This is a genomic window from Thermus brockianus (genome assembly GCF_021462505.1).
In the GTDB taxonomy this organism is placed as follows: Bacteria; Deinococcota; Deinococci; order Deinococcales; family Thermaceae; genus Thermus; species Thermus hydrothermalis.
In genome coordinates this window covers 106,525-131,674 of sequence record NZ_JAKEDV010000006.1, presented here as the reverse complement: position 1 = coordinate 131,674, position 25,150 = coordinate 106,525, and the positions used below count along the sequence as shown (strand labels likewise).

The 25,150-nt window shown below is 67.4% G+C and carries 29 protein-coding genes and 2 pseudogenes; 14 read left to right on the top strand and 17 right to left on the bottom strand.

Features of this window, described 5'->3' with window-relative positions; all coding sequences use genetic code 11:
* Nucleotides 1-35: 35 nt before the first annotated feature.
* Entirely contained in the window at nt 36-1,334 is a 1,299-nt protein-coding gene (gene der, locus LXN00_RS08980; protein ID WP_234507460.1) for a ribosome biogenesis GTPase Der, read from the bottom strand.
* 76 nt (nt 1,335-1,410) lie between these two features.
* Here der and LXN00_RS08975 point away from each other — a divergent pair, with 76 nt between their 5' ends.
* Both LXN00_RS08975 and LXN00_RS08970 read left to right on the top strand, forming a co-directional pair.
* Nucleotides 1,411-1,971: a lysophospholipid acyltransferase family protein gene (locus LXN00_RS08975; RefSeq protein ID WP_234507458.1), complete on the top strand. Its 561-nt coding sequence runs from the start codon at nt 1,411-1,413 to the stop codon at nt 1,969-1,971.
* Nucleotides 1,972-2,012: 41 nt separating this feature from the next.
* On the top strand, nt 2,013-2,378 hold the full coding sequence (locus LXN00_RS08970) for a DUF4870 domain-containing protein (RefSeq protein ID WP_234507456.1): 366 nt from the start codon (nt 2,013-2,015) through the stop codon (nt 2,376-2,378).
* Here LXN00_RS08970 and LXN00_RS08965 read toward each other — a convergent pair.
* Nucleotides 2,356-2,733, bottom strand: coding sequence for a 4'-phosphopantetheinyl transferase superfamily protein (locus LXN00_RS08965; RefSeq protein ID WP_234507454.1), 378 nt, complete (start codon nt 2,731-2,733; stop codon nt 2,356-2,358). The genes LXN00_RS08970 and LXN00_RS08965 overlap by 23 nt on opposite strands.
* A 53-nt stretch (nt 2,734-2,786) precedes the next feature.
* Between LXN00_RS08965 and rsmF the strand changes: the two genes are divergently transcribed.
* Entirely contained in the window at nt 2,787-4,154 is a 1,368-nt protein-coding gene (gene rsmF / locus LXN00_RS08960) for a 16S rRNA (cytosine(1407)-C(5))-methyltransferase RsmF (protein ID WP_234507452.1), read from the top strand.
* Nucleotides 4,155-4,166: 12 nt separating this feature from the next.
* Here the strand turns inward: rsmF and LXN00_RS08955 are convergent, their stop codons facing one another.
* Nucleotides 4,167-4,868, bottom strand: coding sequence for a hypothetical protein (locus LXN00_RS08955; protein WP_234507451.1), 702 nt, complete (start codon nt 4,866-4,868; stop codon nt 4,167-4,169).
* A 334-nt stretch (nt 4,869-5,202) separates the two neighbouring features.
* Between LXN00_RS08955 and LXN00_RS08950 the strand changes: the two genes are divergently transcribed.
* On the top strand, nt 5,203-5,751 hold the full coding sequence (locus LXN00_RS08950; protein ID WP_234507448.1) for an NYN domain-containing protein: 549 nt from the start codon (nt 5,203-5,205) through the stop codon (nt 5,749-5,751).
* Here the strand turns inward: LXN00_RS08950 and ndk are convergent.
* Complete coding sequence (gene ndk / locus LXN00_RS08945) at nt 5,748-6,161, bottom strand: nucleoside-diphosphate kinase (protein ID WP_234507446.1); 414 nt, start codon at nt 6,159-6,161, stop codon at nt 5,748-5,750. The two genes, LXN00_RS08950 and ndk, sit on opposite strands and share 4 nt — an antisense overlap.
* A gap of 20 nt (nt 6,162-6,181) precedes the next feature.
* A pseudogene (locus tag LXN00_RS08940) lies at nt 6,182-7,006 on the bottom strand (PP2C family protein-serine/threonine phosphatase); the annotation flags it as partial.
* A 139-nt stretch (nt 7,007-7,145) separates the two neighbouring features.
* Here LXN00_RS08940 and LXN00_RS12740 point away from each other — a divergent pair.
* From LXN00_RS12740 to LXN00_RS08925, 4 genes and pseudogenes are all read left to right on the top strand, one after another.
* A pseudogene (locus LXN00_RS12740) lies at nt 7,146-7,649 on the top strand (RtcB family protein); the annotation flags it as partial.
* A gap of 21 nt (nt 7,650-7,670) precedes the next feature.
* Nucleotides 7,671-10,022, top strand: coding sequence for an RtcB family protein (locus LXN00_RS12815; RefSeq protein ID WP_418952990.1), 2,352 nt, complete (start codon nt 7,671-7,673; stop codon nt 10,020-10,022).
* Nucleotides 10,023-10,056: 34 nt separating this feature from the next.
* The gene (locus tag LXN00_RS08930; protein ID WP_234507444.1) at nt 10,057-11,514 is read left to right on the top strand and encodes a phosphodiester glycosidase family protein; all 1,458 of its coding nucleotides are present in this window, start codon (nt 10,057-10,059) and stop codon (nt 11,512-11,514) included.
* Nucleotides 11,515-11,521: 7 nt separating this feature from the next.
* Entirely contained in the window at nt 11,522-12,388 is an 867-nt protein-coding gene (locus LXN00_RS08925) for a hypothetical protein (RefSeq protein ID WP_234507442.1), read from the top strand.
* Here the strand turns inward: LXN00_RS08925 and LXN00_RS08920 are convergent.
* Entirely contained in the window at nt 12,363-12,692 is a 330-nt protein-coding gene (locus LXN00_RS08920; protein ID WP_234507440.1) for a NifB/NifX family molybdenum-iron cluster-binding protein, read from the bottom strand. The genes LXN00_RS08925 and LXN00_RS08920 overlap by 26 nt on opposite strands.
* A 29-nt stretch (nt 12,693-12,721) precedes the next feature.
* Nucleotides 12,722-13,195 carry a cyclic pyranopterin monophosphate synthase MoaC gene (moaC, locus tag LXN00_RS08915; RefSeq protein ID WP_234507438.1) on the bottom strand — a complete coding sequence of 158 codons (474 nt, stop codon included), beginning with the start codon at nt 13,193-13,195 and terminating at the stop codon, nt 12,722-12,724.
* A gap of 26 nt (nt 13,196-13,221) precedes the next feature.
* Between moaC and LXN00_RS08910 the strand changes: the two genes are divergently transcribed.
* Nucleotides 13,222-14,502, top strand: a complete 1,281-nt coding sequence (locus LXN00_RS08910) for an NAD(P)/FAD-dependent oxidoreductase (protein ID WP_234507436.1) — start codon at nt 13,222-13,224, stop codon at nt 14,500-14,502.
* On the opposite strand, the gene LXN00_RS08905 is transcribed toward LXN00_RS08910, so the two are convergent.
* The 5 genes from LXN00_RS08905 to dnaX form a co-directional block, all read right to left on the bottom strand.
* Nucleotides 14,499-15,413 (bottom strand): 2-oxoacid:ferredoxin oxidoreductase subunit beta, encoded by a 915-nt coding sequence (locus tag LXN00_RS08905; protein ID WP_234507434.1) that lies wholly within the window; start codon nt 15,411-15,413, stop codon nt 14,499-14,501. The two genes, LXN00_RS08910 and LXN00_RS08905, sit on opposite strands and share 4 nt — an antisense overlap.
* A gap of 1 nt (nt 15,414) precedes the next feature.
* Nucleotides 15,415-17,265, bottom strand: a complete 1,851-nt coding sequence (locus LXN00_RS08900; RefSeq protein WP_234507432.1) for a 2-oxoacid:acceptor oxidoreductase subunit alpha — start codon at nt 17,263-17,265, stop codon at nt 15,415-15,417.
* Nucleotides 17,266-17,332: 67 nt separating this feature from the next.
* The gene (locus LXN00_RS08895; protein ID WP_234507431.1) at nt 17,333-17,794 is read right to left on the bottom strand and encodes an HD domain-containing protein; all 462 of its coding nucleotides are present in this window, start codon (nt 17,792-17,794) and stop codon (nt 17,333-17,335) included.
* A gap of 23 nt (nt 17,795-17,817) precedes the next feature.
* Nucleotides 17,818-18,099 carry a metal-sensitive transcriptional regulator gene (locus tag LXN00_RS08890; protein WP_039459634.1) on the bottom strand — a complete coding sequence of 94 codons (282 nt, stop codon included), beginning with the start codon at nt 18,097-18,099 and terminating at the stop codon, nt 17,818-17,820.
* A 245-nt stretch (nt 18,100-18,344) separates the two neighbouring features.
* Nucleotides 18,345-19,712 carry a DNA polymerase III subunit gamma/tau gene (gene dnaX, locus LXN00_RS08885; RefSeq protein WP_234507429.1) on the bottom strand — a complete coding sequence of 456 codons (1,368 nt, stop codon included), beginning with the start codon at nt 19,710-19,712 and terminating at the stop codon, nt 18,345-18,347.
* A 17-nt stretch (nt 19,713-19,729) separates the two neighbouring features.
* On the opposite strand from dnaX, the gene LXN00_RS08880 reads away from it, so the two are divergent.
* Both LXN00_RS08880 and argB read left to right on the top strand, forming a co-directional pair.
* Complete coding sequence (locus tag LXN00_RS08880) at nt 19,730-20,221, top strand: hypothetical protein (RefSeq protein ID WP_234507427.1); 492 nt, start codon at nt 19,730-19,732, stop codon at nt 20,219-20,221.
* Nucleotides 20,214-20,981: an acetylglutamate kinase gene (gene argB / locus LXN00_RS08875; RefSeq protein WP_234507425.1), complete on the top strand. Its 768-nt coding sequence runs from the start codon at nt 20,214-20,216 to the stop codon at nt 20,979-20,981. Before LXN00_RS08880 ends, argB begins: the two co-directional genes overlap by 8 nt.
* Here the strand turns inward: argB and LXN00_RS08870 are convergent.
* From LXN00_RS08870 to LXN00_RS08855, 4 genes are read right to left on the bottom strand one after another with little or no spacing between them, the layout of a single operon-like run.
* Nucleotides 20,950-21,447: a type 1 glutamine amidotransferase domain-containing protein gene (locus LXN00_RS08870; RefSeq protein WP_234507423.1), complete on the bottom strand. Its 498-nt coding sequence runs from the start codon at nt 21,445-21,447 to the stop codon at nt 20,950-20,952. The two genes, argB and LXN00_RS08870, sit on opposite strands and share 32 nt — an antisense overlap.
* On the bottom strand, nt 21,410-21,880 hold the full coding sequence (locus tag LXN00_RS08865; RefSeq protein WP_234507421.1) for an NUDIX hydrolase: 471 nt from the start codon (nt 21,878-21,880) through the stop codon (nt 21,410-21,412). The genes LXN00_RS08870 and LXN00_RS08865 overlap by 38 nt, the downstream gene beginning before the upstream one ends.
* 29 nt (nt 21,881-21,909) lie before the next feature.
* The gene (locus tag LXN00_RS08860) at nt 21,910-22,503 is read right to left on the bottom strand and encodes a MazG family protein (RefSeq protein WP_234507419.1); all 594 of its coding nucleotides are present in this window, start codon (nt 22,501-22,503) and stop codon (nt 21,910-21,912) included.
* Complete coding sequence (locus LXN00_RS08855) at nt 22,478-22,924, bottom strand: hypothetical protein (RefSeq protein WP_234507416.1); 447 nt, start codon at nt 22,922-22,924, stop codon at nt 22,478-22,480. The genes LXN00_RS08860 and LXN00_RS08855 overlap by 26 nt, the downstream gene beginning before the upstream one ends.
* A gap of 77 nt (nt 22,925-23,001) precedes the next feature.
* Between LXN00_RS08855 and LXN00_RS08850 the strand changes: the two genes are divergently transcribed.
* The 3 genes from LXN00_RS08850 to LXN00_RS08840 are packed head-to-tail and all read left to right on the top strand — an operon-like array spanning nt 23,002 to nt 24,334.
* The gene (locus LXN00_RS08850) at nt 23,002-23,421 is read left to right on the top strand and encodes a copper chaperone PCu(A)C (protein WP_234507415.1); all 420 of its coding nucleotides are present in this window, start codon (nt 23,002-23,004) and stop codon (nt 23,419-23,421) included.
* Nucleotides 23,418-23,999: an SCO family protein gene (locus LXN00_RS08845; RefSeq protein WP_234507413.1), complete on the top strand. Its 582-nt coding sequence runs from the start codon at nt 23,418-23,420 to the stop codon at nt 23,997-23,999. Before LXN00_RS08850 ends, LXN00_RS08845 begins: the two co-directional genes overlap by 4 nt.
* An 8-nt stretch (nt 24,000-24,007) precedes the next feature.
* Nucleotides 24,008-24,334 carry a dolichyl-phosphate-mannose-protein mannosyltransferase gene (locus LXN00_RS08840; RefSeq protein ID WP_234507546.1) on the top strand — a complete coding sequence of 109 codons (327 nt, stop codon included), beginning with the start codon at nt 24,008-24,010 and terminating at the stop codon, nt 24,332-24,334.
* Here the strand turns inward: LXN00_RS08840 and LXN00_RS08835 are convergent.
* Nucleotides 24,331-25,125 (bottom strand): ZIP family metal transporter, encoded by a 795-nt coding sequence (locus tag LXN00_RS08835; RefSeq protein WP_234507411.1) that lies wholly within the window; start codon nt 25,123-25,125, stop codon nt 24,331-24,333. The two genes, LXN00_RS08840 and LXN00_RS08835, sit on opposite strands and share 4 nt — an antisense overlap.
* Nucleotides 25,126-25,150 lie beyond the last annotated feature (25 nt).

Sequence of the window (25,150 nt, the reverse complement as noted above, 5' to 3'; positions counted from 1 at the left end):
TGGGTACCGTGGGGTGGAAGGCTTAGGGATTGAGCCTAGGTTTCTTCCCGCCGGCCGCGGAAGATGAGGCGGAAAGGGATTTCTTTAAGCCCCAGGTCCTCGCCGATGCGGTTTTTCAAGTAGTTCTCAAAGGCGCGGGTGACGAACTCGGGGTGGTTCACAAAGAAGACGAAGGTGGGCGGGGCCACTTCCGGCTGGGTGGCGTAGAGGATCTTGAGGGGTTTGCCTTTGAAGTTGGGCATCTGCACCTTGGTGGTCCAGACGCCCACGAAGCGGTTAAGCTCCGCCGTGGGGATGCGGGTGTGGTTGAGCTCGTAAAGGCGCACCGCTTCCCGGAAGATCTTGTCCAAGTTTTGCCGGGTGAAGGCGGAGGTGAAAACCCGGGGCAGGTGCTCTAGGTGGGCGAGCTTTTCCTTGAGTTCCCGGCGGACCTTGGGGGCTTCCTCCTTGGTCACCAGGTCCCACTTGGTGATGACCAGGAGGGTGGGCTTCCCCTTTTCCATGGCGTGGTTGGCGAGCTTTAGTTCCCGGTCCCCCACCTGGAAGGGGTCAATCACCAGGAGGACCACGTCCGCCTCCTCAATGGCCCTTAGGCTCCGCTTGATGGCCAGTTCTTCCACCAGGCTTTCCGGGCGCTTGCGGATGCCGGCGGTGTCCACCAGGATGAAGCGGTTGCCGCCAAAGAAGAACTCCACGTCTATGGCGTCCCGAGTGGTGCCGGGCTCCTCGGAAACGATGACCCGCTCCTCGCCGAGGATGGCGTTGAGGAGGCTACTTTTGCCGGCGTTGGGGCGGCCCACGATGGCCAAGCGGATGGCCGCCACCTCGGGCTCGGTGTCTATCTGCTTGACCGGGAGTTTCTGCCAGATGGCCTCCAGGAGGTCGTCCAGGCCCCGGGCGTGTTCGCTGGAGGTGGGGATGGGGTCGCCGAAGCCCAGGGCGTAAAGGGGGCCCAGGTAGGCCTCGTGCTTGGGGTCGTCCACCTTGGTGGCCACCAGGATCACGGGCTTGCCTTTCTTGCGCAGGTACTCCGCCACCTCGTGGTCCGCCGAGGTTAGCTCGGCGCGGCCGTCCACGGCGAAGAGGACCACCTCGGCGTCCTCTAGGGCCTTGTCCACCTTTTCCTGAATTTTCTTCTCCCACCGGTCGCCCGACCATAGCCCCCCGGTGTCCACCAAGAGGAAGCGCCCCTTTTCCGTTTCCACCACGCCTTCTTTCAGGTCGCGGGTGACCCCGGGCACATCGGCCACCACCGCACTCCGCTTGCCCAGGAGGCGGTTGAAAAGGCTGGATTTGCCCACGTTGGGCCGGCCTACAATGACGACTTTGTGCATCTTTACCCCACGAAAGAAGGGTGGGAAGCCCCACCCCGCCTTCTTCCAGTTTACCACAGGGGGTATACTCTTTGGGATGCGAAGGTTAGCAGGTTGGGTGCTCCGGCTTCTCGGATGGCGTTACCACATGCCCCCGCCCCCAGGGGGGAGCTACGTGCTCATTGGGGCGCCGCACACCTCCAACTGGGATTTCTTCATCGGAATCCTGGCCCTTTGGGCCTTGGGGATTCGGGCCCGGTGGCTCGGCAAGAAGGAGCTTTTCCGGCCCCCCTTGGGATGGCTTTTGCGTTTTCTAGGGGGGATACCCGTGGACCGCTCTAGGCGGAGCAACCTGGTGGACCAGGTGGCGGAGATCCTAAAGCGGGAAAACCTGGCCATTCTCATCACTCCTGAGGGCACCCGGGGGAAGGCCCCCTACTGGCGCACGGGCTTTTATTACATGGCCCTGAAGGCGGGGGTGCCCATTGCCCTTGGGTATGCCGATTTCCGCAAGAAGGAGGTGGGGATCGGTGGGTACCTTTACCCCACGGGGGACTTAAAGCGGGACTTCGCCGAGATCCGGGCTTTTTACCAGGACAAGGTGGGCCTGAGGCCGGAGAAACAGGGGCCCATCCGTATCCGGGAAGAGGCGGAATAACAGGGACTTGCTTTCTATAGGGGTGGCCTTAGAATGGGCGCATGGAACAACCCACCCCTGTTTCGGATACGGAGCGGACTTGGGCGGCGGTGGCTCACCTGGCGCCTTTGGTGGGGTACTTTGTCCTCATCGGCCAGATCTTGGTACCCTTGGCCATCCTCCTTTGGGGGCCCCAAACCGCTTTTGTGCAGGCCCACGCCAAGGAGGCCTTAAACGGCCAGATTAGCTACACCCTGTATGGCGTTGCCTTGGTTCTGCTAGCCATTACGGTGGTTGGCTTGATCTTGGCCGTGCCGCTGGGCCTGGCGCTCGTGGTGGTGGCCTTATGGAACATGGTCCAGGGGGCCTTGGCGGCTGGACGAGGAGAGATGTACCGCTATGCCCTTATTCTGCGGTTGGTACCTTGAGCTCCAGGATGACCACCGCCAAGGCCATGCCCCGCTCGTGGCTTAGGGTGAGGTGGGCGCGGAGGCCTTCTTTTTGGAGTTCGGCCTCGAGGCCCGGGGCAAACCGGAGGACGGGCCGCCTGCCCTCGAGGCCCACCCAGACCTCCCGCCAGGAAAGGGGCCTGGGCCAACACTTCTGAAAGGCCTCCTTGGCGGCCAAGCGGGCGGCGAGGCTTGGGGTGGGGTCTTGGCGGGCGAGGGCGTAGGCGAGCTCCTCCTCGGTGAAAAGCCGCTTCAGGGCCCTTTCCCCGTGGCGGTCAAGGAGCCTCCGCACCCGCGCGATCTCCACCAGGTCGGCGCCCACGGCCCGGATCACGGGACCAGTCTACGGCCTTGAGGGGAGGGGCTTGCCCATGCTAGGGTACACGGGTGTTGCCGAAGGCTTTCCTCTCCCGCATGGCCGAGCTTCTGGGGGAGGAGTTTCCCGCCTTTCTCCGGGCCCTCACCCAGGGGGAGAGGAGCTATGGGCTTCGGGTGAACACGCTGAAGCTTTCCCCCGAGGACTTCCTGAGGATCTCCCCCTGGCCCCTTAGGCCCATCCCCTGGTGCCCCGAGGGCTTCTACTACCCCGAGGAGGCCCGGCCCGGCCCCCACCCCTTCTTCTACGCCGGCCTTTACTACATCCAAGAGCCCAGCGCCCAAGCGGTGGGGGTGCTCCTGGATCCGAAGCCGGGGGAGAGGGTCTTGGACCTGGCGGCGGCCCCTGGGGGGAAGACCACGCACCTGGCGGCGAGGATGCGGGGAGAAGGCCTCCTCCTCGCCAACGAGGTGGACGGGAAGCGGGTGCGGGGGCTACTGGAGAACGTGGAGCGCTGGGGGGCCCCTTTGGGCGTGGTCCAAGCGCCCCCGCGGGCCCTGGCGGAGGCCTTAGGCGCCTACTTTCACCGGGTGCTTCTGGACGCCCCCTGCTCGGGGGAAGGCATGTTCCGCAAGGACGCCGAGGCCATCCGCCACTGGGGGCCCTCGGCGCCCAAGCGGGCGAGCGAGGTGCAGAAGGCCCTTCTCGCCCAGGCGGCCCGGTTGGTGGGGCCCGGGGGGGTTTTGGTCTACTCCACCTGTACCTTCGCCCCCGAAGAGAACGAGGGGGTGGTGGCCCACTTCCTGAAGGCGCACCCCGACTTCCTTCTGGAGGATGCCCGTTTCCACCCCCTCTTCTCCCCCGGAGTACCAGCGTGGGGGGATGGCAACCCCGAGCTTGCCAAGACCGCCCGGCTCTGGCCCCACCGCCTCGAGGGCGAGGGCCACTTCCTCGCCCGCTTCCGCCGGGTGGAGGGGGCCTGGGCTACCCCTAGGCTGGAGCGGGTCCCTCCCCTTTCCCAGGAGGCCAAGCGGGCGCTTACCGCCTTTTTGGAGGAGGCGGGGCTATCCCTGGAAGGCCCCATCCTGGAGCGGGCCGGGCACCTTTACCTCCTGCCGGAAGGGCTGCCTTCCCTAGCGGGCCTCAAGGCCCCGGCCCCGGGGCTCTACCTGGGCCTGGCGCAGAAGGGGCGCTTCCGCCCCGCCAAGGCCCTGGCCTTGGCCTTTGGGGCCACCCTGCCTTGGCCTGGGCTTCCCCGGATCGCCCTGGCGCCGGAGGACCCTAGGGCCCTGGCCTTCGCCACGGGGGAGGGGGTGGCGTGGGAGGGGGAGGACCGGCCCTTGGCCCTAGTGGTCCTCCGGACGGGGTCGGGGGAGTTCCCCTTGGACTTCGGCAAGGCTAAGGGAGGGGTGTTGCGCCCCGTGGGGGTTAACCTTTGATAGGCCAGGCCCCTAGGTGCATTTCTGTTTCCAGATGTGTTTCAGGACGTGTGAAGCCCTTTCTAGGAGCTTTGGGACGCGGAAGACCTTGGCGTCAAATTGCCTCTGCTCGCAATCGTAGTAGTATACCTGCCAAAGGCTAGCCTGGGTTTTTACCAGAGACCCCGCGTTTAGGGGACTGGTGAAGTCCCTTTTATAGTCGCGGATGAGTTCTAAGGAGATATTCCCGGTATACCTGTGCCGATCGCTTTTTACTTCCAGGCACAGGGATTCGTTGCCGCTTTGAATGAGAAAGTCAAAATTGCTCATCTCTTCACGTGACGGACGTGTATAGAATAGATCCAGTCTGTCAAGCCATCGCTCCGTGTGCCTTTCAAAGGCATGTTGGATGTTGGCTTCGCGCCTCAAAATATCCCCTTTTCTTGCGAGTTCTTCTAACGTTCTTTTTATTTCCAGGATCTCGGTAAGGTCTTGGTTTTTAAGGTACAGCAGACGGCGCAGGCGCTCCTCTAAGTTGGTTGGATTTTGGGTAGGCTCTTCCCACACCCAGTCCTGGGGCAAAAGCAAGAAGACCCCCCTTGCGCCATCCGGGGATGGCGTTTGGTTTAACAAGATCCGCACCCTTCTTCCCTCTATTTGGCCATCAAAGGGGAGTTGTTTATTTTCCCAAAGCTCACCAATCTTCTTCCAGATGTCATGCTGGATTGCTTTCATTTCCTGTATAAAGGATATTCCTTTTCCCGAAAAGCGTCAACCTATTTTGTACCCCTTCCGGTGAGCTTAGCATTGATGCGGCGGGACTCTTGTGAAGCGGTGGGAGGCGCTCATGTAAGGATAGCCCCTGCGGTGTGGGGACATCCAGCCAGAGTCCGAGGACGTTGCCTAGGGCGATCTTGCACATTTTGAGAAAGCCATGATAGGATGGCCTCGCCCGAAAGGGCTAAGCTGACGCTGGTATCCTTCCCCCACCGCTCATGGAGCGGTGGGCTATAAACTTTCTCACGCCCCCAGGCTAAACTGAGGGTGCCCGGAAAGGGGCGGGCCGATTATGGAAAGGGTGGCCATATTTATTGACGGCTCCAACCTCTACAAGGGGTTGGTGCAACACCTGGGCTCGGACTATCGGCTGAACTTTGTGGAGTTCATCACCCTTCTCACCGCCGGGAGGCGGCTTCTGCGCGCCTACTACTACAACGCTCCTCTTCCCCCGGAGGACCCTGCGGCTAAGGCCCACCAGAGCTTCCTCAACTACCTGAAGCGCGTGCCCTACGTGGCCGTGCGCCTGGGGCGGCTGGAACGCCGGGCGGATGGCTTCGTGGAGAAGGGGGTGGACATCCAGATCGCCATTGACATCCTGCGCCTGGCCTACGCCGACGCTTACGATGTGGCGGTTCTGGTGTCCGGGGACGGGGACTTCGCCGAGGTGGTGCGGGTGGTGCAGGACATGGGCAAGCAGGTGGAGAACACCACCTTCCACGCCCTTTCCTCCCACCGCTTGGCCCAGCAGGCGGACCGCTTCTACCCCCTGGACGATTTTCCCTGGGAGAGGCTTAGGGCGCAAAGCCTCCCCCAGGCATCGGAGGGCGGGGAAGGCTAGAGGAGCTCCTCGGGGCGGAAGAAGAGGGCGATCTCCCTTTGGGCGTCCTCCGGAGTGGCCGAGCCGTGGATCACGTTCTCGTCAATGGTGGTGGCGTAGTCCCCCCGGATGGTGCCGGGGAGGGCGTCTTTGGGGTGGGTGGCCCCCATCATCTTGCGCACCTCGGCGATGGCGTTGGGGCCTTCCAGGACCATGGCCACCACCGGCCCCGAGGTGATGAAGCTCACCAGGCCGGGAAAGAAGGGCTTTTCCCGGTGTTCGGCGTAGTGCTTCTCGGCGAGCTCCTGGGATATGCGCAGGGCCTTAAGCCCCACGATGCGGAAGCCCTTGCGCTCAAAGCGGGCGAGGATCTCCCCCACCAGGCCGCGCCGGAAGCCGTCGGGTTTGACCATGACAAAGGTGCGCTCCATACCCCTAGGAGTCTAGCAGATTAGGGCCCCTTGAAGTAGCCCAGGAGGATGTAGCCCACCACCAGGATCCAGAGGGCGATGAGGAGGACGTCCCGCCAGCCGATGCGGGGGCGCCTTTCGGGCTCCAGCACCTGGGTGGGGAGCGCGTCGGGCTCCTCCCCCAGCTTCAGGCGCACCGGGGCCCCCCGGGCGGCCTCGAGGGGGAGGGCGTAGGGCCGGTTGCCCACGGGAAGCTCCTCCGGCACCCGCACCACGATGGCGCTCACGTTGTCGGGCCCGCCCCACTCGTTGGCCAGGGCCACTAGGCGCCTGGCCGCCTCCTCGGGGGGGAAGGTTTTAAGGACCTCTTGCAGGGTGCGCTCGTCCAACACCCCGGAAAGCCCGTCGGTGCAAAGGAGAAAGGCATCCCCGGGTTCCAGCTTGAGCCCCAGGAGGTCCACCCGGGCCTGGGGGAAGGAGCCCAGGGCGTTGGTGATCACGTTGCGCCAGCGGTGGGTGCGGGCCTCCTCCGGGGTGAGAAGGCCCTGGCGCACCCTTTCCGCCACCCAGGAGTGGTCTTCCGTGAGGAGGGAAAACTCCCCCTTGCGCAGGAGGTAGGCCCGGGAGTCCCCCACGTGAGCGATGAGGGCGTAGGGGAGGTCTAGGACCAGACACGTGGCGGTGGTGCCCATGCCCCGGTTCTCGGGGCGTTGGGCCTCCTGGAAGATGCGCTCGTTCGCCCGTTCAAAGGCCTCGAGGAGGGCCTTGGGGGAGGGCTCCTTGTCCTTCAGGTGCTCCAGGATGGTTTCCACCGCCAGCCTGGCCGCCACCTCTCCCGTGCGGTGCCCGCCCATGCCGTCCGCCACGANTGGGTTTCCAGGGCAAAAGAAAGCGGGGGCACGGGGGGATTTTACCGCATACCCTTGACGCATACCGCATAGCGGGGTAGCTTGAGGGTAAGCCCGGGCCCCCAAAGCCCGGCGGTTTTGTTTTGGGGAGGGCGCCATGCGCTTTGAAAAGATCGCCCCCTACACCTACCGCATCCCCCGGCAGGGGAAGATGCGGGTGGACGCCGTTTTCTTCGCTTCCGAGGAGATCCTTAAGGACCTGGAGGCGGAGGGCTACGCCTCCTTGCAACAGCTCATGAACGTGGCTACCCTGCCCGGCATCGTGGAGCCCGCCCTGGCCATGCCGGATATCCACTGGGGCTACGGCTTCCCCATCGGCGGGGTGGCGGCCTTTGACCCGGAGGTGGGCGGGGTGGTGAGCCCGGGGGGGGTAGGATTTGACATCAACTGCCTGCCCGCGGGAACCCGTGTCTTAACCCACGACCGCTGCACCCGGCCCATTGAGGAGTTCGCCCAAGAGCGAGATCCCCTCTTGGTGGCCTGGCGCTTAGGGGAGCGCCCCGAGGCGGCGCGTGCCCTTTTCCTCCTTTCCCGGGAAGGGGAGGAGCTGGTGCGCCTCCGCACCGAGGGGGGTTTTGTCCTCGAGGCCACCCCTGACCACCCAGTCTATACCCCCGCAGGAATGCGTCCCGTGGGCGAACTGCGGCCGGGCGACCAAGTGGCGGTTCACCCTTTTCGGGGGCTCCCTTACGAACGGCCCTCTTCCTTGACCCTCGTGGGGGAGGAAACGGCGGAGGCTTGGGCCAAGGAACTGGGCTTTCCCCGGGCCCCCTTGGAGCTCCGGGCGCGGGGGCTTCTGCCCCTTGGGGCAGACCATCCCCACCTGCCAGCCCTTTTGCGCTTGATGGGATACGCCCTGGGGGATGGGACCTTGTACCGCTCTGGGGGAAAAGCCTACCTCTTCCTCTACGGGGAAAGGGAAGGCCTCCTGGAGGCCAAGGCCGATCTGGAACGTCTGGGCTTTCGGGCGGGGGGGCCTTACCTGCGCCGGCGCCATCACAGCTTCCGAGGCCGGGCCTTTTCTGCGGAGGAGGCTAGCCTGAAGATATCCTCCCGCGCCCTCTTTCTCCTTCTCCGCGCCCTCGGGCTTCCCGAGGGGGCCAAGGCCAAGCAGGGGTTTAGGCTCCCGTCGTGGCTTTTTGCCCTTCCCCCTTGGCTTAAGGCCAACTTCCTGGCGGGGCTTTTCGGGGCGGAACTCTCTGCGCCCAGGGCCGTGAGTGGCCACGGCTATAACCTCATGCCCCCGGTCCTCTCCCAGTCCAAGCGCCGAAGCGTCTTGGCGGAGGGACGTGCTTTCATGGAGGACCTCGCCCGGTTGCTGGCCTCCGTGGGGTTAGAGGTGCAGGATCTGCGGGAAGAGGCGGATTGGGAGGAGCCGGAGGACCCTTCCCACCGCTTCAAGCTCATTCTCCGATCCACCCCGGAAAACCTTGCTCGTCTTTACGAGGAAGTGGGCTACGCCTACGCCCCCACCAAGGCTCGGCTGGCCCTTATGGCCGCCCTTTACCTGCGGAAGAAGGAGGCGCACCTGGCCGAGCGGGAGGCCCTGGCCAAGAGAGCGTGGGCGCTGCGCGAGGCGGGCTATTCGGTGACGGCTATCGCCCAAGGGCTTGGGGTTTCCCGCCGCTTTGTGGAGCGCACCCTTTACGAGGAGCGCCGTTCCTTCCGTCCCCAAGGCTTTCCCACCTTTAACGAATTCGTGGCGGCTTCCGTGGGCATGCTCTTTGACCAGGTGGTGGTTGTGGAGCGGGTACCCTATGGGGGAAGGGTTTACGACCTTTCCATGGCCCATCCAGACCACAACTTTGTGGCCGAAGGGTTCGTGGTTTCCAACTGTGGGGTCCGCCTTCTGGTTTCCCATTTGACGTTGCAAGACCTCCTCCCCCGCCAGCGGGAGCTTGCCGACGCCCTCTACCGCCTGGTGCCCTCCGGGGTGGGGAGCGAAAGGCGGGACGTGCGCTTTAGCAAGCGGGAGCTCAAGGAGATCCTCAAGGAGGGGGCGGGGTGGCTGGTCAAGCGGGGCTTCGGCTACCCGGAGGACGTGCGCTTCATTGAATCCGAAGGCCGGCTTCCCTGGGCGAACCCCGACAAGGTATCGGAGAGGGCCTTTGAGCGGGGTGCCCCCCAGATCGGCACCTTGGGAAGCGGCAACCACTTCCTGGAGGTCCAGTACGTGGACGAGGTGTACGACGAGGAGGCCGCCGAGGCCTTCGGCCTCTTCCCGGGCCAGGTTACCGTCCTCATCCACACGGGAAGCCGGGGCCTGGGCCACCAGGTCTGCCAGGACTACGTGGAGCGCTTCCTCAAGGTGGCCCCCCGGTACGGGATTGAGCTCGTGGACAAGCAGCTCGCCGCCGCCCCCATCCGGAGCCCCGAGGGGGAGGACTACCTCCAGGCCATGGCCGCCGCCGCCAACTTCGCCTTCGCCAACCGCCAGCTCATCGCCCACTTCGTGCGGGAGGCCTTTGAGGCGGTGGGTTTCGCCCCCCGGGACCACGGCCTCCGGGTCCTCTACGACCTTGCCCACAACAACGCCAAGTTTGAGGAGCACAAGGGGCGGCGGGTCCTGGTCCACCGCAAGGGGGCCACCCGGGCTTTTGGGCCCGGCAACCTGGAGATCCCCCCGGAGTACCGCAAGGTGGGCCAGCCCGTCCTGGTGCCCGGGGATATGGGCCGCTACTCCTACGTCCTGGCGGGCACGGCCAAGGCCATGGAGGTTTCCTTCGGCTCTAGCTGCCACGGGGCGGGGCGGAAGATGAGCCGCCACCAGGCGAAGCGGGTGGCCCGGGAGCGGAACCTGGTCAAGGAGCTTGCGGAGAGGGGCATCCTGGTCCGGGCCGCCACCCGGGCCACGGTGGACGAGGAGATGCCCGAGGCCTACAAGGACGTGCCCCTGGTGGTGGAGGCGGTGGAGGGGGCGGGGATTGGCAGGAAGGTGGCCCGCCTCCGGCCCCTCATCGTGGTGAAGGGCTAAGGTCTTTCTCACGGGGCTTTGCTTTCATGGGGGGATGAGGCTCGTTGCCTTTTTTCTCCTTCTTGGCCTGGCCCTAGGGCAGAGCCTCCCTGCGGCGGTTTTCGGCCTCACCTTCCGGGAGGAGGGAGGGGCCTGGGTGTACGAGGGGGAAGGCGTCCGGCTCGTGTACGTGCCCGGGGTGGGTTGGGCGGAGCCTTTCCTTGACGGGCCGGCCCCGGAAGGGGATAGGCTTCCTTTGGGGCTCCTGAGCGCTTTGGGCTACTTCCGGGTGCCGGAGGCCTCGGCCCGTTTCGGGAGCCAAGGGCGGGCCTTCCGCCTCGTCCTGGACCTTCCTGCCCCTGCCGCCCAGCCTCCCCAGGAGGGCATGGCGCGGGGGAGCCTGCGCCTCCAGCTCCCCTACCTGGCGCCGAAGGCCCTCGAGGCCCCCTGGCCCAAGGGGGTTTCGGCCTCGGTGCGGCTCCTTCCCGAGGGCACGGAGCTCACCCTTTCCGCCCCCGGGAAGCTCCTCCGCTACCGGCTATTCCCCTTGGAAGACCCGCCCCGCTTGGTCCTGGACCTCTACCCCCTGGCCCCGGAGGTGGAGGAGGCCCTGGCCCCCGGGGTGCGCTACCGCGAGGTCTGGGCCTTCGTCCCAGAGCCCCTAAGGCTCTACCTGGTGGAGGCGGAAAGGGGGAGGCTTCTTCCCGTGGGTTCCCCGGGGAAGCGGGCCTTGCCCAAGGACCTGGCCCCCGGGGCCTTGGCCGTCCTCAACGGGGGCTACTTTGACCCCAAGACGGGAAGCCCCATCGGGCTTTGGGTCCAGGACGGGGTGACGGTCTCCTACCCCTTCGGCCGCGCCGCCCTGTTTTGGGACGAGTTTAGCTTTTTCCTGGGCCTTCCCCGCTTTGAGGCGGTGGTGGCGGGGCCCAAGGGGGAAAGGGTGCGGGTGGGGGTGAACGCCTCCCGGGCCCGCTACACCGCCCACACCGTGCCGGGGCCCGTGGGCCGGGAGGGGGAGGAGGTGGCCTTGGTGCGGGGGGAGCGGGTGGCGGCCCTGCTTCCCGCCCCGGCGGAGCTTCCGCCGGGGGCCTGGGCCCTCACCTTCCCCAAAGGGGCCCCGCCCTTCCCCTTGGCGGTGGGGGAGCGCCTAAGCCTCTACGGGCGGCTAGACCCCCCCTTCCGCTACGCCCTGGAGGGGGGGCCCCTTCTCCTCCGGGAGGGCCAGTACGCCTTTGACCCGGCGAAGGAGAACTTCAAGGACCCAAGGCCCCTTTTGGCCGTGGCCCCCCAGGCGGCGGTGGCCTGGACGCGGGAGGGGCGGCTATGGCTCCTCGTTTCCGAGCCCACCACCCCCGGGGTCCTGGCCCGGGCCCTCCTCGCCCTGGGGGCCTGGAACGCCCTCAGGATGGACGGGGGCGGCTCGGCCCAGCTTTGGGTGAAGGGGGCGTTGCGAAGCCCTTACTCGGGCAACCCCAGGCCCGTGGTGAGCGCCCTGGCCCTCTTTGCGCCATAATCCCCTTGTGGGCCCCGGCTTCCACCGCGCCTACGCCAGCCGTCTGGCCTGGCGCTACCGCCTCCTTCTGGCCCTGGCCCTCGCCCTTTTGGGCCTCTTCCACCCCCTTTTCGCCCTCCTTTCCCCCTTGGGCCTCCTCCTCCCAAGCCGCCTGTTGGAGGGGAGGGCCCTAAGGGAGATCGCCCGGGTCAGCCTCGCCTACCCCACCGCCCTCGCCTACGGGGAGGAGCGGCTTTGGGCGGAGGCGAGGAAGGCCCCCCTGAAGCTTCCCCCCTTTCCCTATGGGCTTCTCTTGCTATACCTTTTGGCCCTCCTCCTGGCCCTTCTCCTCGCCGCCTGGCGGGCGGAAGGGGTGGGGGGCGGGTGGTCCTTGCCGGGCCTGGAGCGGCCCGCCCCGCCCCAAGGGGCTTCGGGGAGGGAGGAGGGGGCAGAGCGGGCCCTGGAGGGTGGGGCCGGGACACCCCGGGAGGGGGAAGAGGCTTCGGAGGGGGGTTCGTTCCCGGGCCAGGATGGCATCCGGAAAGAAGGGGAGGCGGGCGCTTCCCGGGGCGGCGCTCCCCAGGGGGAGGCGGGCGCTAACGGCAAGGAGGATGCCCGCCCTGGGGAAAGGGAGGCTTCCCCGGGTCCCGGGAAGGGGGCGGGGCCGGGCGCGGGGGACGCCCCAAAGGGCCCTCCCGTCCTTCCCCTAGCGCCTGAGGGGGAGGAGGCGGGCCTTCTCCCCCCGGGGGAAGGGGAGGGCGCCTCCCTTCCCTCGCCCTGGCCCGAGGGGAAGCCCCCCGAAAGGGTGCGCCGGGGGGTGGAGGTCTACCTGGAGAAGACCCCCCTCCCCCCGGAGGCCCGGGAGCTCCTCAGGCGCTACTTCGCCGCGCCTTGAGGAGGGCCAAGGCCTCTTCTAGGGAAACCGGGCCCACCTCGAGGCGCTCCGCCACGGGGAAGGCCCCCTCGTTTTTCCCGTGGCCGAAGCGGGCCCCCACCTTGAGGGCCACGTCCGCCAGGAGGGCCCGCATCTTGGCGTGCTTCGCCTCGCCGTGCTCCTTGGCGTGGGGGTTTTCCCGCACCTCCAAAAGCCTTACCTCCCCATCCTCCCCCACCTCGTAGATGGCGTACCGGGGGGCGTGGCCGAAGGGCCCTGGGTAGACCCGGTTTTCCTCCCTGCCCAAAGCGATGGCGATGCGCATGGCCTTAGGATACACCCCCAGGGTAAAGGCTACCCTTCCCGCCGCCACTCCCCGCTCTTGCCCCCCGCCTTGTGGAGGAGGCGCACCTCCTGGATGACGAGCCCCTTGGAGGCCGCCTTGAGCATGTCGTAAACCGTGAGGGCGGCCACGGCGCAGGCGGTTAAGGCCTCCATCTCCACCCCGGTTTCCGCCTTGGTGCGCACCGTGGCCACAATGCGCACGCGCTTGGTCTCCTTTTCCAGGGCCACGCTTACCTCCACCCCGGTGAGGGGAAGGGGGTGGCAGAGGGGGATGAGGTCCGCCGTCTTTTTGGCCGCCTGGATGCCGGCGAGCTGGGCCACCATCAGGGGGTCCCCCTTGCCCACCCCGCCCTTTTCCAGGGCCTCGAGGGCTTCCTCCGTGAGCTCCACGAAGGCCTCGGCGGTGGCGGTGCGGAAGGTCGCGGGCTTTTCCGTCACGTCCACCATATGGGGCTTGCCGTCCTTGAAGTGGGTGAGGTCCATGGCCTCAGTGTAGTACCTTGGGGCAAATGCCCGAGGAAGGCGTCTTGGTGGTGGGGGCGGGGATCTTGGGGCTATCCGCCGCCCACTTTCTGGCCCAGAGGGGTTTTCCCGTATTGGTCCTGGAGCGGGAAGCCCCTCTTCTCTGTACCAGCGACAAGTCCACGGAGTGCTACCGGGTCTTCTGGCCCGGGGAAGAGGCCTTAGCCTCTTTGGTGGCGCGGAGCCTCGAGCTCCTTGGGCCCTTTGCGGAAGCGGCCCGGCCTAGGCCCAGGGGCTACCTCTACCTGGGGGAGGCGGAAGGCCTCCTCTCCCTGGCCCAGCAGGCCCCCCACGCCGGGCCCTTGAGGGTTCACCCCAAAGCCGCCACCTACCCGCGGGTGGCGGAGGAAGGGATGGACCTCCTCCTGCCCGGGTCCTTGGGGGAAGCCTTCCCCTACCTGGCCCACCTGAAGGGCAAGGCCGGGCTCCACGTGCGCAAGGCGGGGTGGCTTTCCGCCCACGGCCTGGGGATGGCCCTCCTGGAGGCCCTACGGGCGGCGGGGGGCAGGGTGGTGGCGGGGGAGTTTTTGGGCCTGGAGCGGGAAGGGGGTAGGCCCCGCTACGCCCGGGTGCGGTGGGGGGAGGAGGAAGCCCTTTGGCCCTTTGCCGCCTTGGTCCTCGCCCCCGGGCCCGGGCTTCCCGCCCTCCTTTCCGCCCTGGACCTGACCCTCCCCGTGGCGGCCGAGCCCCATTTCAAGGCCTGGTTCCCCGACCCCCTAGGCCTCTTCCCCCGGGAGGCCCCCCTTCTCATCTGGAATGAACCCCAGGAGATATTCGCCCCTGAGGAGAAGACCCTTTTTCAGGGCGAGGCTACCCTTGCCCCCCTCCTAAGCCTTCTGCCCCCGGGGGCCCACGCCCGGCCCGAGGGGGAGGGCTTCCTCGCCCTCTACAACCCCTGGCCCCAGGCGGAAGCCCCCGGGGCCTGCGGCCCCACCCCGCCCCCTTGGGCGGGGGAGGTGGCCCTCAGGGGGCTTTTCCCCATCCTCCCTGGCCTCAGGCGCTACCTGGGGGCGCGGCCCCGGGTGGACGGGGGGTACTACGTGCGCACCCCGGAGAACCTGCCCCTCCTGGGGCCCGTGGCCGAAGGGGTCTACCTCCTTGGGGCCTTTTCCGGCTATGGAGTCATGGCCGCCTTGGGGGCGGGGGAGGCCCTGGCCCGGATGGTGGCGGGGGAGGACCCTCCTTCTTGGGCCCGGGGCTTCCGGCCTAGCCGTTACCAAGACCCCGGCTACCGCCCCCAGGGGGCGGCGGCCCGGGCGCAGCTTTAGAGGGCGAACTCCTTGAGGAGGCCTTCTAGGTCCAGGCTTTCCCGCTGCCCCAAGGCGGGGTAGACCTCGGGGTAGCGGGGGAGGTAGGCCTTAAGCCGCTCCTCAAAGGTGGGCACCTCCGCCTTCCAGAAGACCCCGATGGGGATCCTCTCCCCCCACTCCGCCGCCTTTTCCTGGAACTTGGCCATTTTCCGGTCCAGTTCCTCGGGGGGAAGTCCCTCGGGGACAAAGGGGTCGTACCCCTCCTCCTGGAGCCTGTAGAGCCGGGGGGCGAACCACTCCTTGGTGTGCAGGTCGTTGTAGGTGGGGCAGGGCTGGAGCACGTGGAGGAAGGCGAGGCCCTTGTGGTTGATGCCCTCCTTGATGAGCTCCTTCAGGCCCTTCACGTCATAGGCGTAGCCCCGGGCGATCCAGGTGTAGCCCGAGGCGAAGGCCAGGAGGAGGGGGTTGATGCGCCCTTGGGGGTTGGGCTTGGGCAGGCTTTTGGTCTTCTCCCCTAGGCCCAAGGTGGGCCCTGCCTGGCCCTTGGTGAGGCCGTAGACCTCGTTGTCGTAGAGGATGTAGAGCATGTCCACGTTCCTGCGGCCCGCGGCCACGAAGTGCCCCGCCCCGATGCCAAGCCCGTCCCCGTCCCCGCCCACCGCCACCACGGTGAGGTGGGGGTTGGCGAGCTTGGCCCCCTGGGCCACGGGGAGGACGCGGCCGTGGAGGGTGTGGACCCCGTAGACGTTCAGGTAGTGGGGGGTCTTGGCCGAGCAGCCGATGCCGGAGAAGACCACGGTCTGGCTCGGGTCCTTCCTAAGCTCAAAGAGGGCCATCTGGAGGGCGGAGAGGATGCCGTAGTCCCCGCAGCCCGGGCACCAGTCGGGCTGCTTTTCCGCCTTGTAGTCCTGAAGCTTGAGCTCCACCATGCTAGACTCCCTTCCGCAACACCAAGCGCTCAGGGGCTTCGCCCGCAAGCACCGCCTTGAGGGCCTCCACCGCCTCGTCTAGGGTGATGGGGCGGCCGTTGTACTTCACCACCCGGTGGTGGACCTTCTTTAGGGTTTCCTGCTGCACCAAGTCGGCGAGCTGCCCGGAGTAGTTGTGCTCCACGGTGACGAGCCGCTTCCCCTCCAGGAGGTGGCCGATCTCGGGGAAGGGCCAAAGGAGCCTGAGGTGCAGGTACCCCACCCTGGGGAGGTGGTCTAAAGCCTCCAGGAGGGTCCCCTTCACCGTGCCGAAGCCGAGGACCAAGATGTCCCCGTCCCGGTAGAGGGTGTACTGGTCCTCCAGGGGGATTTCCCGCCTGGCGGTGAGGAGCTTTTGCATGCGCTTTTCCATCTGGTATTCCCGGAGGACGGGGTCTTCCGTGATGTGCCCCTCGAGGTCGTGCTCGTCCGAGGTCATCCAGTAAAACCCCCCCGGGGTCCCTAGGGGGATGAAGGGGGAGATGCCGTCCTCCGCGGGGGCGTAGCGCTCGTAGGGGCCAAAGCCCTCCCTGGGGGCTAGGCGCTTCTCCCCATCTAGGGAGAGAACCTTCAGGGCCTCCTTGGGAAGGCTTTGCGCCATGGAGGCCAGGAACTTGTCCAGGAGGTGGACCACCACCGTCTGGTACCGCCAGGCCCAGGCCAGGGCCTTTTGGGCGTCCAGGAAGGCGTCCAGGATGTCCCCGGAGGCGAGGACGAGCCTCGGGTACTCCCCGTGCCCGCCCCGGATGGCGAAGAGGAGGTCCCCTTGCTCCGTGCGGGTGGGAAGCCCCGTGGAGGGCCCACCCCGCTGGTAGAGGGTAACCACCAAGGGGGCTTCCACCATCCCGGCGAAGCCCATCCCCTCGGCCATGAGGCTGAAGCCGGGGCCGCTGGTGGCCGTGGCCGCCCTGGCCCCAGTAAGGGCCGCCCCCACCGCCATGGTCACGGCGGCGATCTCGTCCTCCGTCTGCACCACGGCCACGTCCGCCCCTTGGAAGGCGGTGTGGGCCTCGAGGTAGACGCTTTCGTCCGTGGCGGGGCTGATGGGGTAATAGGTCTGGAAGCGGAGGCCCCCGGCGAGCTTCCCCAGGGCGGCGGCCTGGGCTCCGGTGAGGTAGACCCGGCCCGGCTCGTAGCCGTTCAGGTGGAGGTGGAAGGGAAGCTTGGGCACCTCTTCCCGGTAGACAGCCTCCGCCACCTTCTCGTTTAGCTCCAGCACCTTACCCCTAAACTGCAGGGCCAAAGCCTCCAAAAGGGGCTTTAGGGGAAAGCCCAGAAGGTGGAGGCTTGCGGCCACGGCGATGGTGTTCAGCGTGCGCCGGGCCTGAAGGGAGGGCACGCCGAGCTCCGCCCCGATGCGGTCCGCCACCTCCTCGTAAGGGTAGGGTAGGGGCTGGACCCCCGCCTCGGCGTAGGCAGCGAGGATCTCCTTAAGGCTCGGGTCCGCCTTGCCAAAGCGCGCTGCAAGGGCGTCCTGTACCCGGTGGTCCAGCATGGGGAGCTTGCGCACCGTGAGGTCCAGGGCTTTGGGGTCGTAAAGGAGCACCCCCCCTGGCCGCACCTCATCCAGGTGGCGGGCCAAAGTTTCCCCGTCCAGGGCCACCAGGAAGTCCACCTTGTCCCGGAAAGCCCCCACCGGTTTTCGCCCCAGGCGCACGTCCAGGTAGGAGTGCCGCCCCATGATGTTGGAGTGGTACTCCCGCTTGGTGGCCACCCACCATCCCCCCTTGGCCACCGCCCGGGCGAAGAGGGTGGCCGCCGTCTCTATCCCGCCCCCTTGGGGGCCGCCCACGCGCCACGTGAACTCCTGCATAAGCCCTCCTTGGTCCAGGACTACCCTACTCCTTATGCCTCGGGTTGGCTAGGGGCATTTGCCCAAATCACTCCTCCTGGTCCGCCTGGTGGAGCTTTCTGCCCCAGGGGCTTTGGGGGGCGTGGTGTTCCAGGACCAGGCTCCGCACCCAGGGGTCTTGGATGCGTTCGGCGGCGTAAAGGGGGTGGTGGCGGCGCACCTGGAAGGCGCCCAAGAGCCCCCGGCGCAAGGGGTAGGGGGGAAGAGGCGGGGCGAAAAGCCCCGTGAGGATGCGCTCCAGGGGGCGGTAGGGCCTTAGGGCCTTGCCGGCGTCGTGGAGGAGGGCGGCCCGCACCACCGCCTTAGGGGCCTCGGGGTGGGCTTGGAGGAGGCGGCGGGCCACCCGCACCGCATGGGCCCGGTCCCGGGGGTCCATGGCCAGGTAAAGGTCCCGTTCCTCCCCTTCCAGGAAGGCGAGGGCAAAGGCGTCGTCGGGAGGGGTTTTGGGGGGGAAGAAGGCCTGGAGGAGACGGTAGAGGCGCTTGGTCAAGGGGCCCCTTCCTCGCCCTCCGGTTAGATGAACTTCTTGAGCATGTTGGCGATTTCCTCGGGCTTCTTGGGGTCCACCTTGCCCTCGGAAACCTCGGTGGCGCAGACGTTGAGGAACTCGTGGAGGATCAAGGTGGCCGCCGCCTCCATGGCCTTCTTGGTGGCGGTCATCTGGGTGAGGACCTCGTCGCAGGGGCGGCCTTCCGCCACCATCTTCTGGAGGCCCCGAACCTGGCCCTCAATGCGCCGTAGACGCTTCAGGATGTTCTCCACGGTGTCTTGTCCCAGCTCGGTGGTCTTGGTCATGGGGGCATTATATACCACTACCCCCTATGTTGTCTTCGCTCATGGGTTCCTCAGGCTCTGGGGCCTTGGGCCTGCGCACCCAAAGGAGCCTTCCCCCCAGGAGGCGGGCGATTTGGTGAAGGCGGGCTTCGGGGTCTTCGGGGGGCGCCTCGTCCTCGGGGTATTCTTCCGGCTCCTCCTTTGGCGGGGCCACCGGGGGCGGTTCTGGGATGCGGGGGGTGGGTTTGGGAGGGGGGCTTACGGGCTCAGGGCTTTTTTTTTTCCAGGACGAAGAGGACCTCCTTCACGCCGAAGTGCTCCTGGGCCAGGGGCAGAAGCGCTCCCCTTTGCTCCTCGGCCTTCTTGTGGTGGAAGGCCTTGCTCTCGGGGAAGCGGAGGTAGAGGGTGGACCCCACCACCTCGGGCCTGGCCTCCCGCACGAAGGCCCGCAGGGTGGGCCTAAGGGCCTCCAGAAAGGCGCGGAAGCGGGGAGCGAGGTCTTCTCCCCCGCTGGGCTCGGGTCCCTCCCGGCGCGGCGGGGGCGGGGGGGCCAAGGGGTCAAACTCGGGCAAGGGGGGCTCTGGGGCTTGGGCCCTCGGCGCTTCTCCCGGGGCCTTGGGGGTGAAGGCGGAGAGGAGGGCCGCCTCGAGGGCCAAAAGGTCCGAGCGCTTGCCGAGGCGTTCCAGGGCCTCGTCCAGCCGGGTGAGGGCGGAAAGGAGGGCTTCGGGGGAGAGGGGAAGGGGCCTCCCCGGGAGGCCGTAGGCGGCGTAAAGGGCTTCCCGCAAAGCCTCCATAAGCCCCCCCACCAGGCTCCTCGGGGCGAAGCCTTGGCCGTAAAGCCTTCGGGCCGTTTCTAGGGCCTCTTTGAGCCGGCCCTCCCCCAGGGCCTGGGCCAGGCCAAAGAGGGCCTCCTTGGGGGGGAGGCCCAGGGCCTCCTCCACCTTGGCTCGGGTGAGGGGGTCCTCCAGGAGGAGGAGGCGGTCTAGGAGGCTTTCCGCATCCCGCATGGCCCCGTCCGCCAGGCGGGCCACCAGGAGGAGGGCTTCTTCTTCCGCTTCCCGCCCCAGGGCTTGGAGGATGCGGGCGAGCTTGCCGGCGATCTCCTCCTCCGTGAGGCGGCGGAAGCGGTAGTGCTGGGTGCGGGAGAGGATGGTGGGGGGCATCCGCTCGGGTTCCGTGGTGGCGAAGACGAAGAGGACGTGGGGGGGAGGTTCTTCCAGGGTCTTGAGGAGGGCGTTGAAGGCGCTTTTGGAGAGCATGTGGGCCTCGTCCAGGATGAAGACCTTCTTGGGGGCGGAAAGGGGGGCGAGGAGGATCCGCTCCCTTAGCTCCCGCACGTCCTCCACGGAGTTGTTGCTGGCGGCGTCAATCTCCACCACGTCGGGGTGGCTCCCCTTCTGCACCGCCTGGCAGTGGGGGCAGGCCCCGCAAGGGCGCTCCTCCCCTTCACACCCCACGGCCATGGCCAGGAGGCGGGCGGTGGTGGTCTTTCCCACCCCGCGGGGGCCGGAGAAGAGGTAGGCCTGGGCCAGCCTCCCTTCCCGGATGGCCCGCAGGAGGGGCTCCTTCACGTGCTCCTGGCCCACCACCTCGGCGAAGGTGAGGGGGCGCACCCGCCGGTAAAGGGCGCTCACAAGGGCTAGTATAGGGCGTGGTGCGGAGCTTTCTCTCCTTCCACGTCAAGGCCCCCTTGGAGGAGGTGGCGGCTTGGGCGGGAGGCCGCACCCAGGGGGCCGGGGTGTACCTGGTGCCCGACCCCCCCTGGGTGAGCCTCTACCACGAGGCCCTCGAGGCCGAGGAGGACCCAGAGGCCATACGGGCCTTCCTGAAGGCGCTTTCAGGGCTGGGGCCTGCCCTGGCCTTTATGGTCCTGAACGAGGAGGACCTCCTCTTCCTCCTGGCGGAGGGGGGCGAGGTGGTGGCCGAGCTCAGGCGGGGCCCGGAACTGGGGGAAGCCCTTTCGGCCCCCGAGGCGCTTCTTCCCCTTCTAGAGGAGGCTAGGCGGATGCCCCCCACGGGCGCCGTCCAGGCCCTCGCCGCCCGCTTCGGCCTCCACCCCGACCACGCCCTTTTGGGGTTTGGGGACCTCTTGGAGGCCGAGGAGGAGGAAGGCTTGCCCGAGGAGGTGGTCTACCTTGAGTGAGGCCCTCTTGGTGAAGGTGGGAGGAAGCCTAAGGGGGGCTGAGGCCCTTTTGGACGAACTCGCCCGCTATCCCGGGCCCCTGGTCCTGGTCCACGGCGGCGGCCCCGAGATCGGGGCCCTCCTCGCCCGGCTGGGGTACGAGAGCCGTTTCGTGGGGGGCCTGCGCGTGACGCCCAAGGAGCACCTCGAGGCGGTGGAGATGGCCCTCTACCTTACGGGCAAGCGCCTGGCGGAGGGGCTTTCCCGAAGGGGAAGAAGGGCCCTCTCCCTTTCCGGGAGGGACGCCCTTTGCCTGAAGGGCAGAGCCCTTCCCGAGCTCGGCCGGGTGGGGGAGGTGGTGGGGGTGGAGGCGGGGCTTTTCCTGGACCTTCTGGAGAAGGGCTACACCCCCCTCCTCGCCCCCATCGCCCTGGACGAGGAGGGCCCCTTGAACGTCAACGCCGACACCGCCGCCGGCGCCGTGGCCGGGGCCTTGGGGTGGGGGGCGGTGTTCCTCACCGACGTGGAGGGGGTCTATGCGGACCCCAAGGACCCCAAGACCCGCCTTTCCCGCCTCACCCCGGAGGAGGTGGAGGCCCTGAAGGCCCAAGGGGTCATCCAAGGGGGGATGATCCCCAAGGTGGAGGCGGCCTTGGCGGCGCTCCGGGCCGGGGCCCCCTGGGCGGCCATCGCCAAGGGAGGCCTGGGGGTTTTGGAGAGGGTGCTTTTGGGCGAGGCGGGGACCCTTTTCACCCTAGGAGCCCGAGAAAGGCCCGCATGAACCCGGGCAGGTCCTTGGGCCCCTGGGCGGTCACCAGGTTGCCGTCCACCACCACCCCTTCCTCCTGGTAGAGCCCGCCGGCGTTCACCAGATCGTCCCGGATGGAGGCGAAGCCCGTGACCCGCCTGCCCCGCACCACCCCGGCGCTGATGAGGACCCAGCCCGCATGGCAGATGGCCCCTAAGGGCTTCCCCTCTTCCGCCACCTTCCGCACCAGGGCCAAGACGGCCTCGCTCCGCCGCAGGTAGTCGGGGGCGAACCCGCCGGGGATGAGGAGACCCGCAAGCTCCGGGGCCTCCCCTGCGGCCAGGTCCGCCTTCCAGCCAAAGCCCGACTTGGCCCGGTACTCCCGGGCCTCGAGCCCCAGGACCACCGGGGTGTACCCCGCCTCCTGCACCCGGTAGTAGGGGTAGAGGAACTCCCGCTCGTCAAAGAGGTCCGCCAGCAAAATCCCGATGCGCCGCACGCCACACCTCCAGGAACTCCTTCAGGATATTCCCCGTCACCCCCCAGATGTCCACCCCCCGCCAGGGGAAGTGCCACACGGTGCGCCCTAGGCGCACCTCGCTCCAAGGGGCCAGGGCCAGAAGCTCCTCCAGGGGAGCGAGGAGGACCTCCGCCACCTCCTCCGGGTTGGGCTTTAGGGGGGGGAGGTCTTCCCGGAAGACCACCACGGGCTGCACCCAAAACCCTTGGGGGGAAAGGGTGGGGGAGAGGAAGCCCAAGGGCTCCACCCCCTTGAGCCCCACCTCCTCCTCCGCCTCCCTTAAGGCCGCCTCCACCACCCCTTCCCCCGCTTCCACCACCCCTCCGGGGAAGCTCACCTGGCCGGCGTGGGTGGGGAGCGAGGGGCTACGCCGGGTGAAGAGGAGGTGCCCTCCCAGGAGGGGCACGGCCACCGCCGCTAGGCGAAAGCCCTGGGGGAGGGCTACCTCCGGCAGGCTTTGCGGGAGCGCCTTCTTAAGGCGGTCTCGGGGTCCAAACCCCTTTTGGCGAAAAGCCCCACCAGGTTCCAAAGCGCCTCCTCCAGGTCGCCTCTTTCCAGGGCCAGCAAAAGCCCTTCCTCGCTTCCGGGGTCTATGCCTTTGCGCTGGAGCTCGTAGGCCCTTAACAGGGTGGGGAGGTTCTTGGGCAGGCCGCAAGGGTCTTCCCGCTTCCCTTCCTGGGCCTTCAGGTCTTCCCAGCGGGCCTTCACCTCCTCCGGGGTCTTGGCCTTTGCCTCCCCGAAGACGTGGGGGTGGCGGCGGATGAGCTTTTCCACGATGGCCCGCTCTACGTCCTCGTAGGCAAAGCGCCCCTCCTCCTCGGCGATGACGCTGTGGAAGGCCACCTGGAGGAGGACGTCCCCAAGCTCCTCCGCCATCTCCTTGGGGTTTCCCCCAAGGAGGGCGTCCGCCGCCTCCGAGGCCTCCTCCAGGAGGTAGGGGACCAGGCTCTCGTGGGTCTGGGCCCGGTCCCAGGGGCACCCCCCGGGGCCCCTGAGGCGGCGCATCACCTCAAGCAGGCGTTCCATGCCCCCCATTCTCCCGCAAAAGGAGCCCGCCCAAAAGGGAGAGCCCCACCAGAAGGAGGCTTAGGGGGTCCAGGGGGGCGGGTTCCAGGACCACTCCCGTGGGGGTGGGCAGGGGAAGCCCGGTGGTGCGGGTGAGGAAGAAAAGGGCGAGAAGCGCCCCCACCAGAAAGCGCCCGGTCCGGAGCCAGGCGGGGCCAAGGCGCACCTCCAGAAGGGGCAGGAGGAGGAGGGAAAGCCCGTAGCCTAGCTCCAGGGCCAAAAGGAGCATGAAGAGGAGGCCATACCAAAACCCCGGGGTTTGCAGGGCCAAGGCGGGGTCTTTCTGGCGGAAGACCTCCCCGCAGAGCCCCCCGCCCAAGGGGGTATCCCCCAGGCCGAGGAGCTGGAGGAAGAAGGGGAGGGTGAGGAGGATGCCGGCTATGCGGAGCATGGTCTAAAGCTCCTTCCCGGGGGCATCTTACCCCGGTGAAGTACATTTGTCCCCCCAAGGCCCCCTATCCTGAGGCCATGCGGCGCTGGATGGGGTTCTTCCTCCTTCTCGGCCTGGCCTTGGCCCAGGAGGTGCGGGTGGTGGAGGGCTGGGTCCGCTACCCGGCCACCTTGGCCGTGACCGCCGCTTACCTCACCTTGGAAAACCCGGGGGAGGCTCCCTTGCGCCTGGTGGGGGCGGAGGCGGCTTGGGCCGAGCGGGTGGAGCTTCACGGCACCTTCCACCAGGAAAAGGACGGCAAGATGGTCATGGGGATGCGGCCCGTGGACTTCGCCGAGGTCCCGCCCAAGGGAAAGCTTGCCCTCAAGCCCGGGGGGTACCACCTCATGCTCTTCAACCTCAAGCGGCCCCTCAAGCTGGGGGAAAAGGTGGAGCTCGTTCTCCGGTTCCAAGACGGCACCCGGCTTAAGGTGCTCCTGCCCGTGGAGGCCCGATGAGGCGGCTTTGGCTTCCCCTTGCCCTCTTGGCCCTCCTGGGGGTGGCCTACCTCCTCCTGCCCAAGGGGCATAGCTTCTACGGCACCCGGCTCATGAACCCCAAGCCCGTGGACTTTACCCTGGAAAGCCCCGGGGGCCCGGTGCGCCTGGCCGACCTCGAGGCCAAGGTGGTCCTGCTCTTCTTTGGCTACGTGCACTGCCCCGATGTTTGCCCCACTACCCTTCTCGCCCTGAAGCGGGCTTACGAAAAGCTTTCCCCGAAGGAGCAGGAAAGGGTGCGGGTAGTCTTCGTGAGCGTGGACCCGGAGCGGGACCCCCCCGAGGTGGCGGACCGCTACGCCAAGGCCTTCCACCCGAGCTTCCTGGGCCTTTCCGGGAGCCCTGAGGCCATCCGGGAGGTGGCCCAACGCTTTGGCGTCTACTACCAGAAGACCCAGTACCGGGGGCCGGGGGAGTACCTGGTGGACCACACCGCCACCACCTTCGTGGTGCAAGGGGGGAGGCTCGTCCTCCTCTTCAGCCCGGACAAGGTGGAGGCCACGGACCAGGTGGTGGCGGACCTTAGGGCCTTGTTGTAGCATGAAGCATGGCGGATTTCAGAGATTTCTTGGAAAAGGCCAAGGAGACGGTGCGGTCCGTGGCCGATGAGGTGGAAAAGCGCCTCTTGGAGCTCAAGGACAAGCTGGACCAGGACAAGGATGGCCGGCCCGACGTGGTGGAGCGGGCCTTGGAGGAGGCCAAAAAGGCGCTGGAGGAGGCCAAGGCCCGCTTGAAGGAACTGGATCAGGACCAGGACGGGCTTCCCGACGGGCTCAAAAGCTTGGCGGAGGCGGCCAAGAAGGCGGCGGAGACCGCCAAGGCCAAAGCGGAGGAGGCCGCCCGCCTCCTACGGGAGCGCTTGGGCCGGGACTAGCCCAAGGCCACGTCCAGGGCCATCATGGTGGCGAAGCCCACCATGACCCCAAAGCTGGAAACGTCCCCGTTGCCCTCCGCCTGGCTTTCCGGGATCACCTCCTCCACGATGACGAAAACCATGGCCCCCGCCGCCAGGGCCATGAGGTAGGGAAGGAGGGCCATCATCTGCCCCACCAAAGCCGCCCCCAGGAGCGCCCCTAAAGGCTCCACGATGGCGGAGAGTTGGCCGTAGAAGAAGGCGAGCCCCGCCCCCACCCCTGCCCGCCGCAGGGGCCAGGCCACGGCCAGGCCCTCGGGCAGGTTCTGAAGCCCAATGCCCACGGCCAGGGCGATGGCCCCACCCAGGCTTGCCGCCCCCGTGGGGTCTAGGCCCGCCGCCCCGAAGGCCACCCCCACCGCAAGCCCCTCGGGGAAGTTGTGCAGGGTGATGGCCAGGATGAGGAGGGTGGTGCGCCGCCAGGGGGTGGGCACGCCTTCCGCCTGGGCCCCCGGCATGAGGTGAACGTGGGGAAGGAGGCGGTCCACAAGGCGCAACAAGGCTCCCCCCAGGAGGAAGCCCACCACCGCCGGAACGAGGGGGTTTTGCCCTTGGGCCTCCGCCATCTCCATCCCTGGCAGGAGGAGGGAGAAGACGCTGGCGGCCAGCATCACCCCGGCGGCGAAACCCAGCATGCCGTCTAGGAGTTTGCGGCTGGGCTCTCGGGCGAGGAAGACGCTGGCCGCCCCCACCGCGGTCAGCCCCCAGGTGAAAAGGCCCCCAAGGAGGGCGTGAAAGAGGGGGGTGTCCATGCCCCCAATTTTAGGCAAACCTAAA

Coding starts and splice junctions, on each gene's coding strand:
- der (WP_234507460.1), bottom strand. CDS start 1,334: ATGCACAAAGTCGTCATTGTAGGCCGGCCCAACGTGGGCAAATCCAGC.
- LXN00_RS08975 (WP_234507458.1), top strand. CDS start 1,411: ATGCGAAGGTTAGCAGGTTGGGTGCTCCGGCTTCTCGGATGGCGTTAC.
- LXN00_RS08970 (WP_234507456.1), top strand. CDS start 2,013: ATGGAACAACCCACCCCTGTTTCGGATACGGAGCGGACTTGGGCGGCG.
- LXN00_RS08955 (WP_234507451.1), bottom strand. CDS start 4,868: ATGAAAGCAATCCAGCATGACATCTGGAAGAAGATTGGTGAGCTTTGG.
- LXN00_RS08950 (WP_234507448.1), top strand. CDS start 5,203: ATGGAAAGGGTGGCCATATTTATTGACGGCTCCAACCTCTACAAGGGG.
- ndk (WP_234507446.1), bottom strand. CDS start 6,161: ATGGAGCGCACCTTTGTCATGGTCAAACCCGACGGCTTCCGGCGCGGC.
- LXN00_RS12815 (WP_418952990.1), top strand. CDS start 7,671: ATGCGTCCCGTGGGCGAACTGCGGCCGGGCGACCAAGTGGCGGTTCAC.
- LXN00_RS08930 (WP_234507444.1), top strand. CDS start 10,057: ATGAGGCTCGTTGCCTTTTTTCTCCTTCTTGGCCTGGCCCTAGGGCAG.
- LXN00_RS08920 (WP_234507440.1), bottom strand. CDS start 12,692: ATGCGCATCGCCATCGCTTTGGGCAGGGAGGAAAACCGGGTCTACCCA.
- moaC (WP_234507438.1), bottom strand. CDS start 13,195: ATGGACCTCACCCACTTCAAGGACGGCAAGCCCCATATGGTGGACGTG.
- LXN00_RS08910 (WP_234507436.1), top strand. CDS start 13,222: ATGCCCGAGGAAGGCGTCTTGGTGGTGGGGGCGGGGATCTTGGGGCTA.
- LXN00_RS08905 (WP_234507434.1), bottom strand. CDS start 15,413: ATGGTGGAGCTCAAGCTTCAGGACTACAAGGCGGAAAAGCAGCCCGAC.
- LXN00_RS08900 (WP_234507432.1), bottom strand. CDS start 17,265: ATGCAGGAGTTCACGTGGCGCGTGGGCGGCCCCCAAGGGGGCGGGATA.
- LXN00_RS08890 (WP_039459634.1), bottom strand. CDS start 18,099: ATGACCAAGACCACCGAGCTGGGACAAGACACCGTGGAGAACATCCTG.
- LXN00_RS08860 (WP_234507419.1), bottom strand. CDS start 22,503: ATGGGGGGCATGGAACGCCTGCTTGAGGTGATGCGCCGCCTCAGGGGC.
- LXN00_RS08855 (WP_234507416.1), bottom strand. CDS start 22,924: ATGCTCCGCATAGCCGGCATCCTCCTCACCCTCCCCTTCTTCCTCCAG.
- LXN00_RS08850 (WP_234507415.1), top strand. CDS start 23,002: ATGCGGCGCTGGATGGGGTTCTTCCTCCTTCTCGGCCTGGCCTTGGCC.
- LXN00_RS08845 (WP_234507413.1), top strand. CDS start 23,418: ATGAGGCGGCTTTGGCTTCCCCTTGCCCTCTTGGCCCTCCTGGGGGTG.
- LXN00_RS08840 (WP_234507546.1), top strand. CDS start 24,008: ATGGCGGATTTCAGAGATTTCTTGGAAAAGGCCAAGGAGACGGTGCGG.
- LXN00_RS08835 (WP_234507411.1), bottom strand. CDS start 25,125: ATGGACACCCCCCTCTTTCACGCCCTCCTTGGGGGCCTTTTCACCTGG.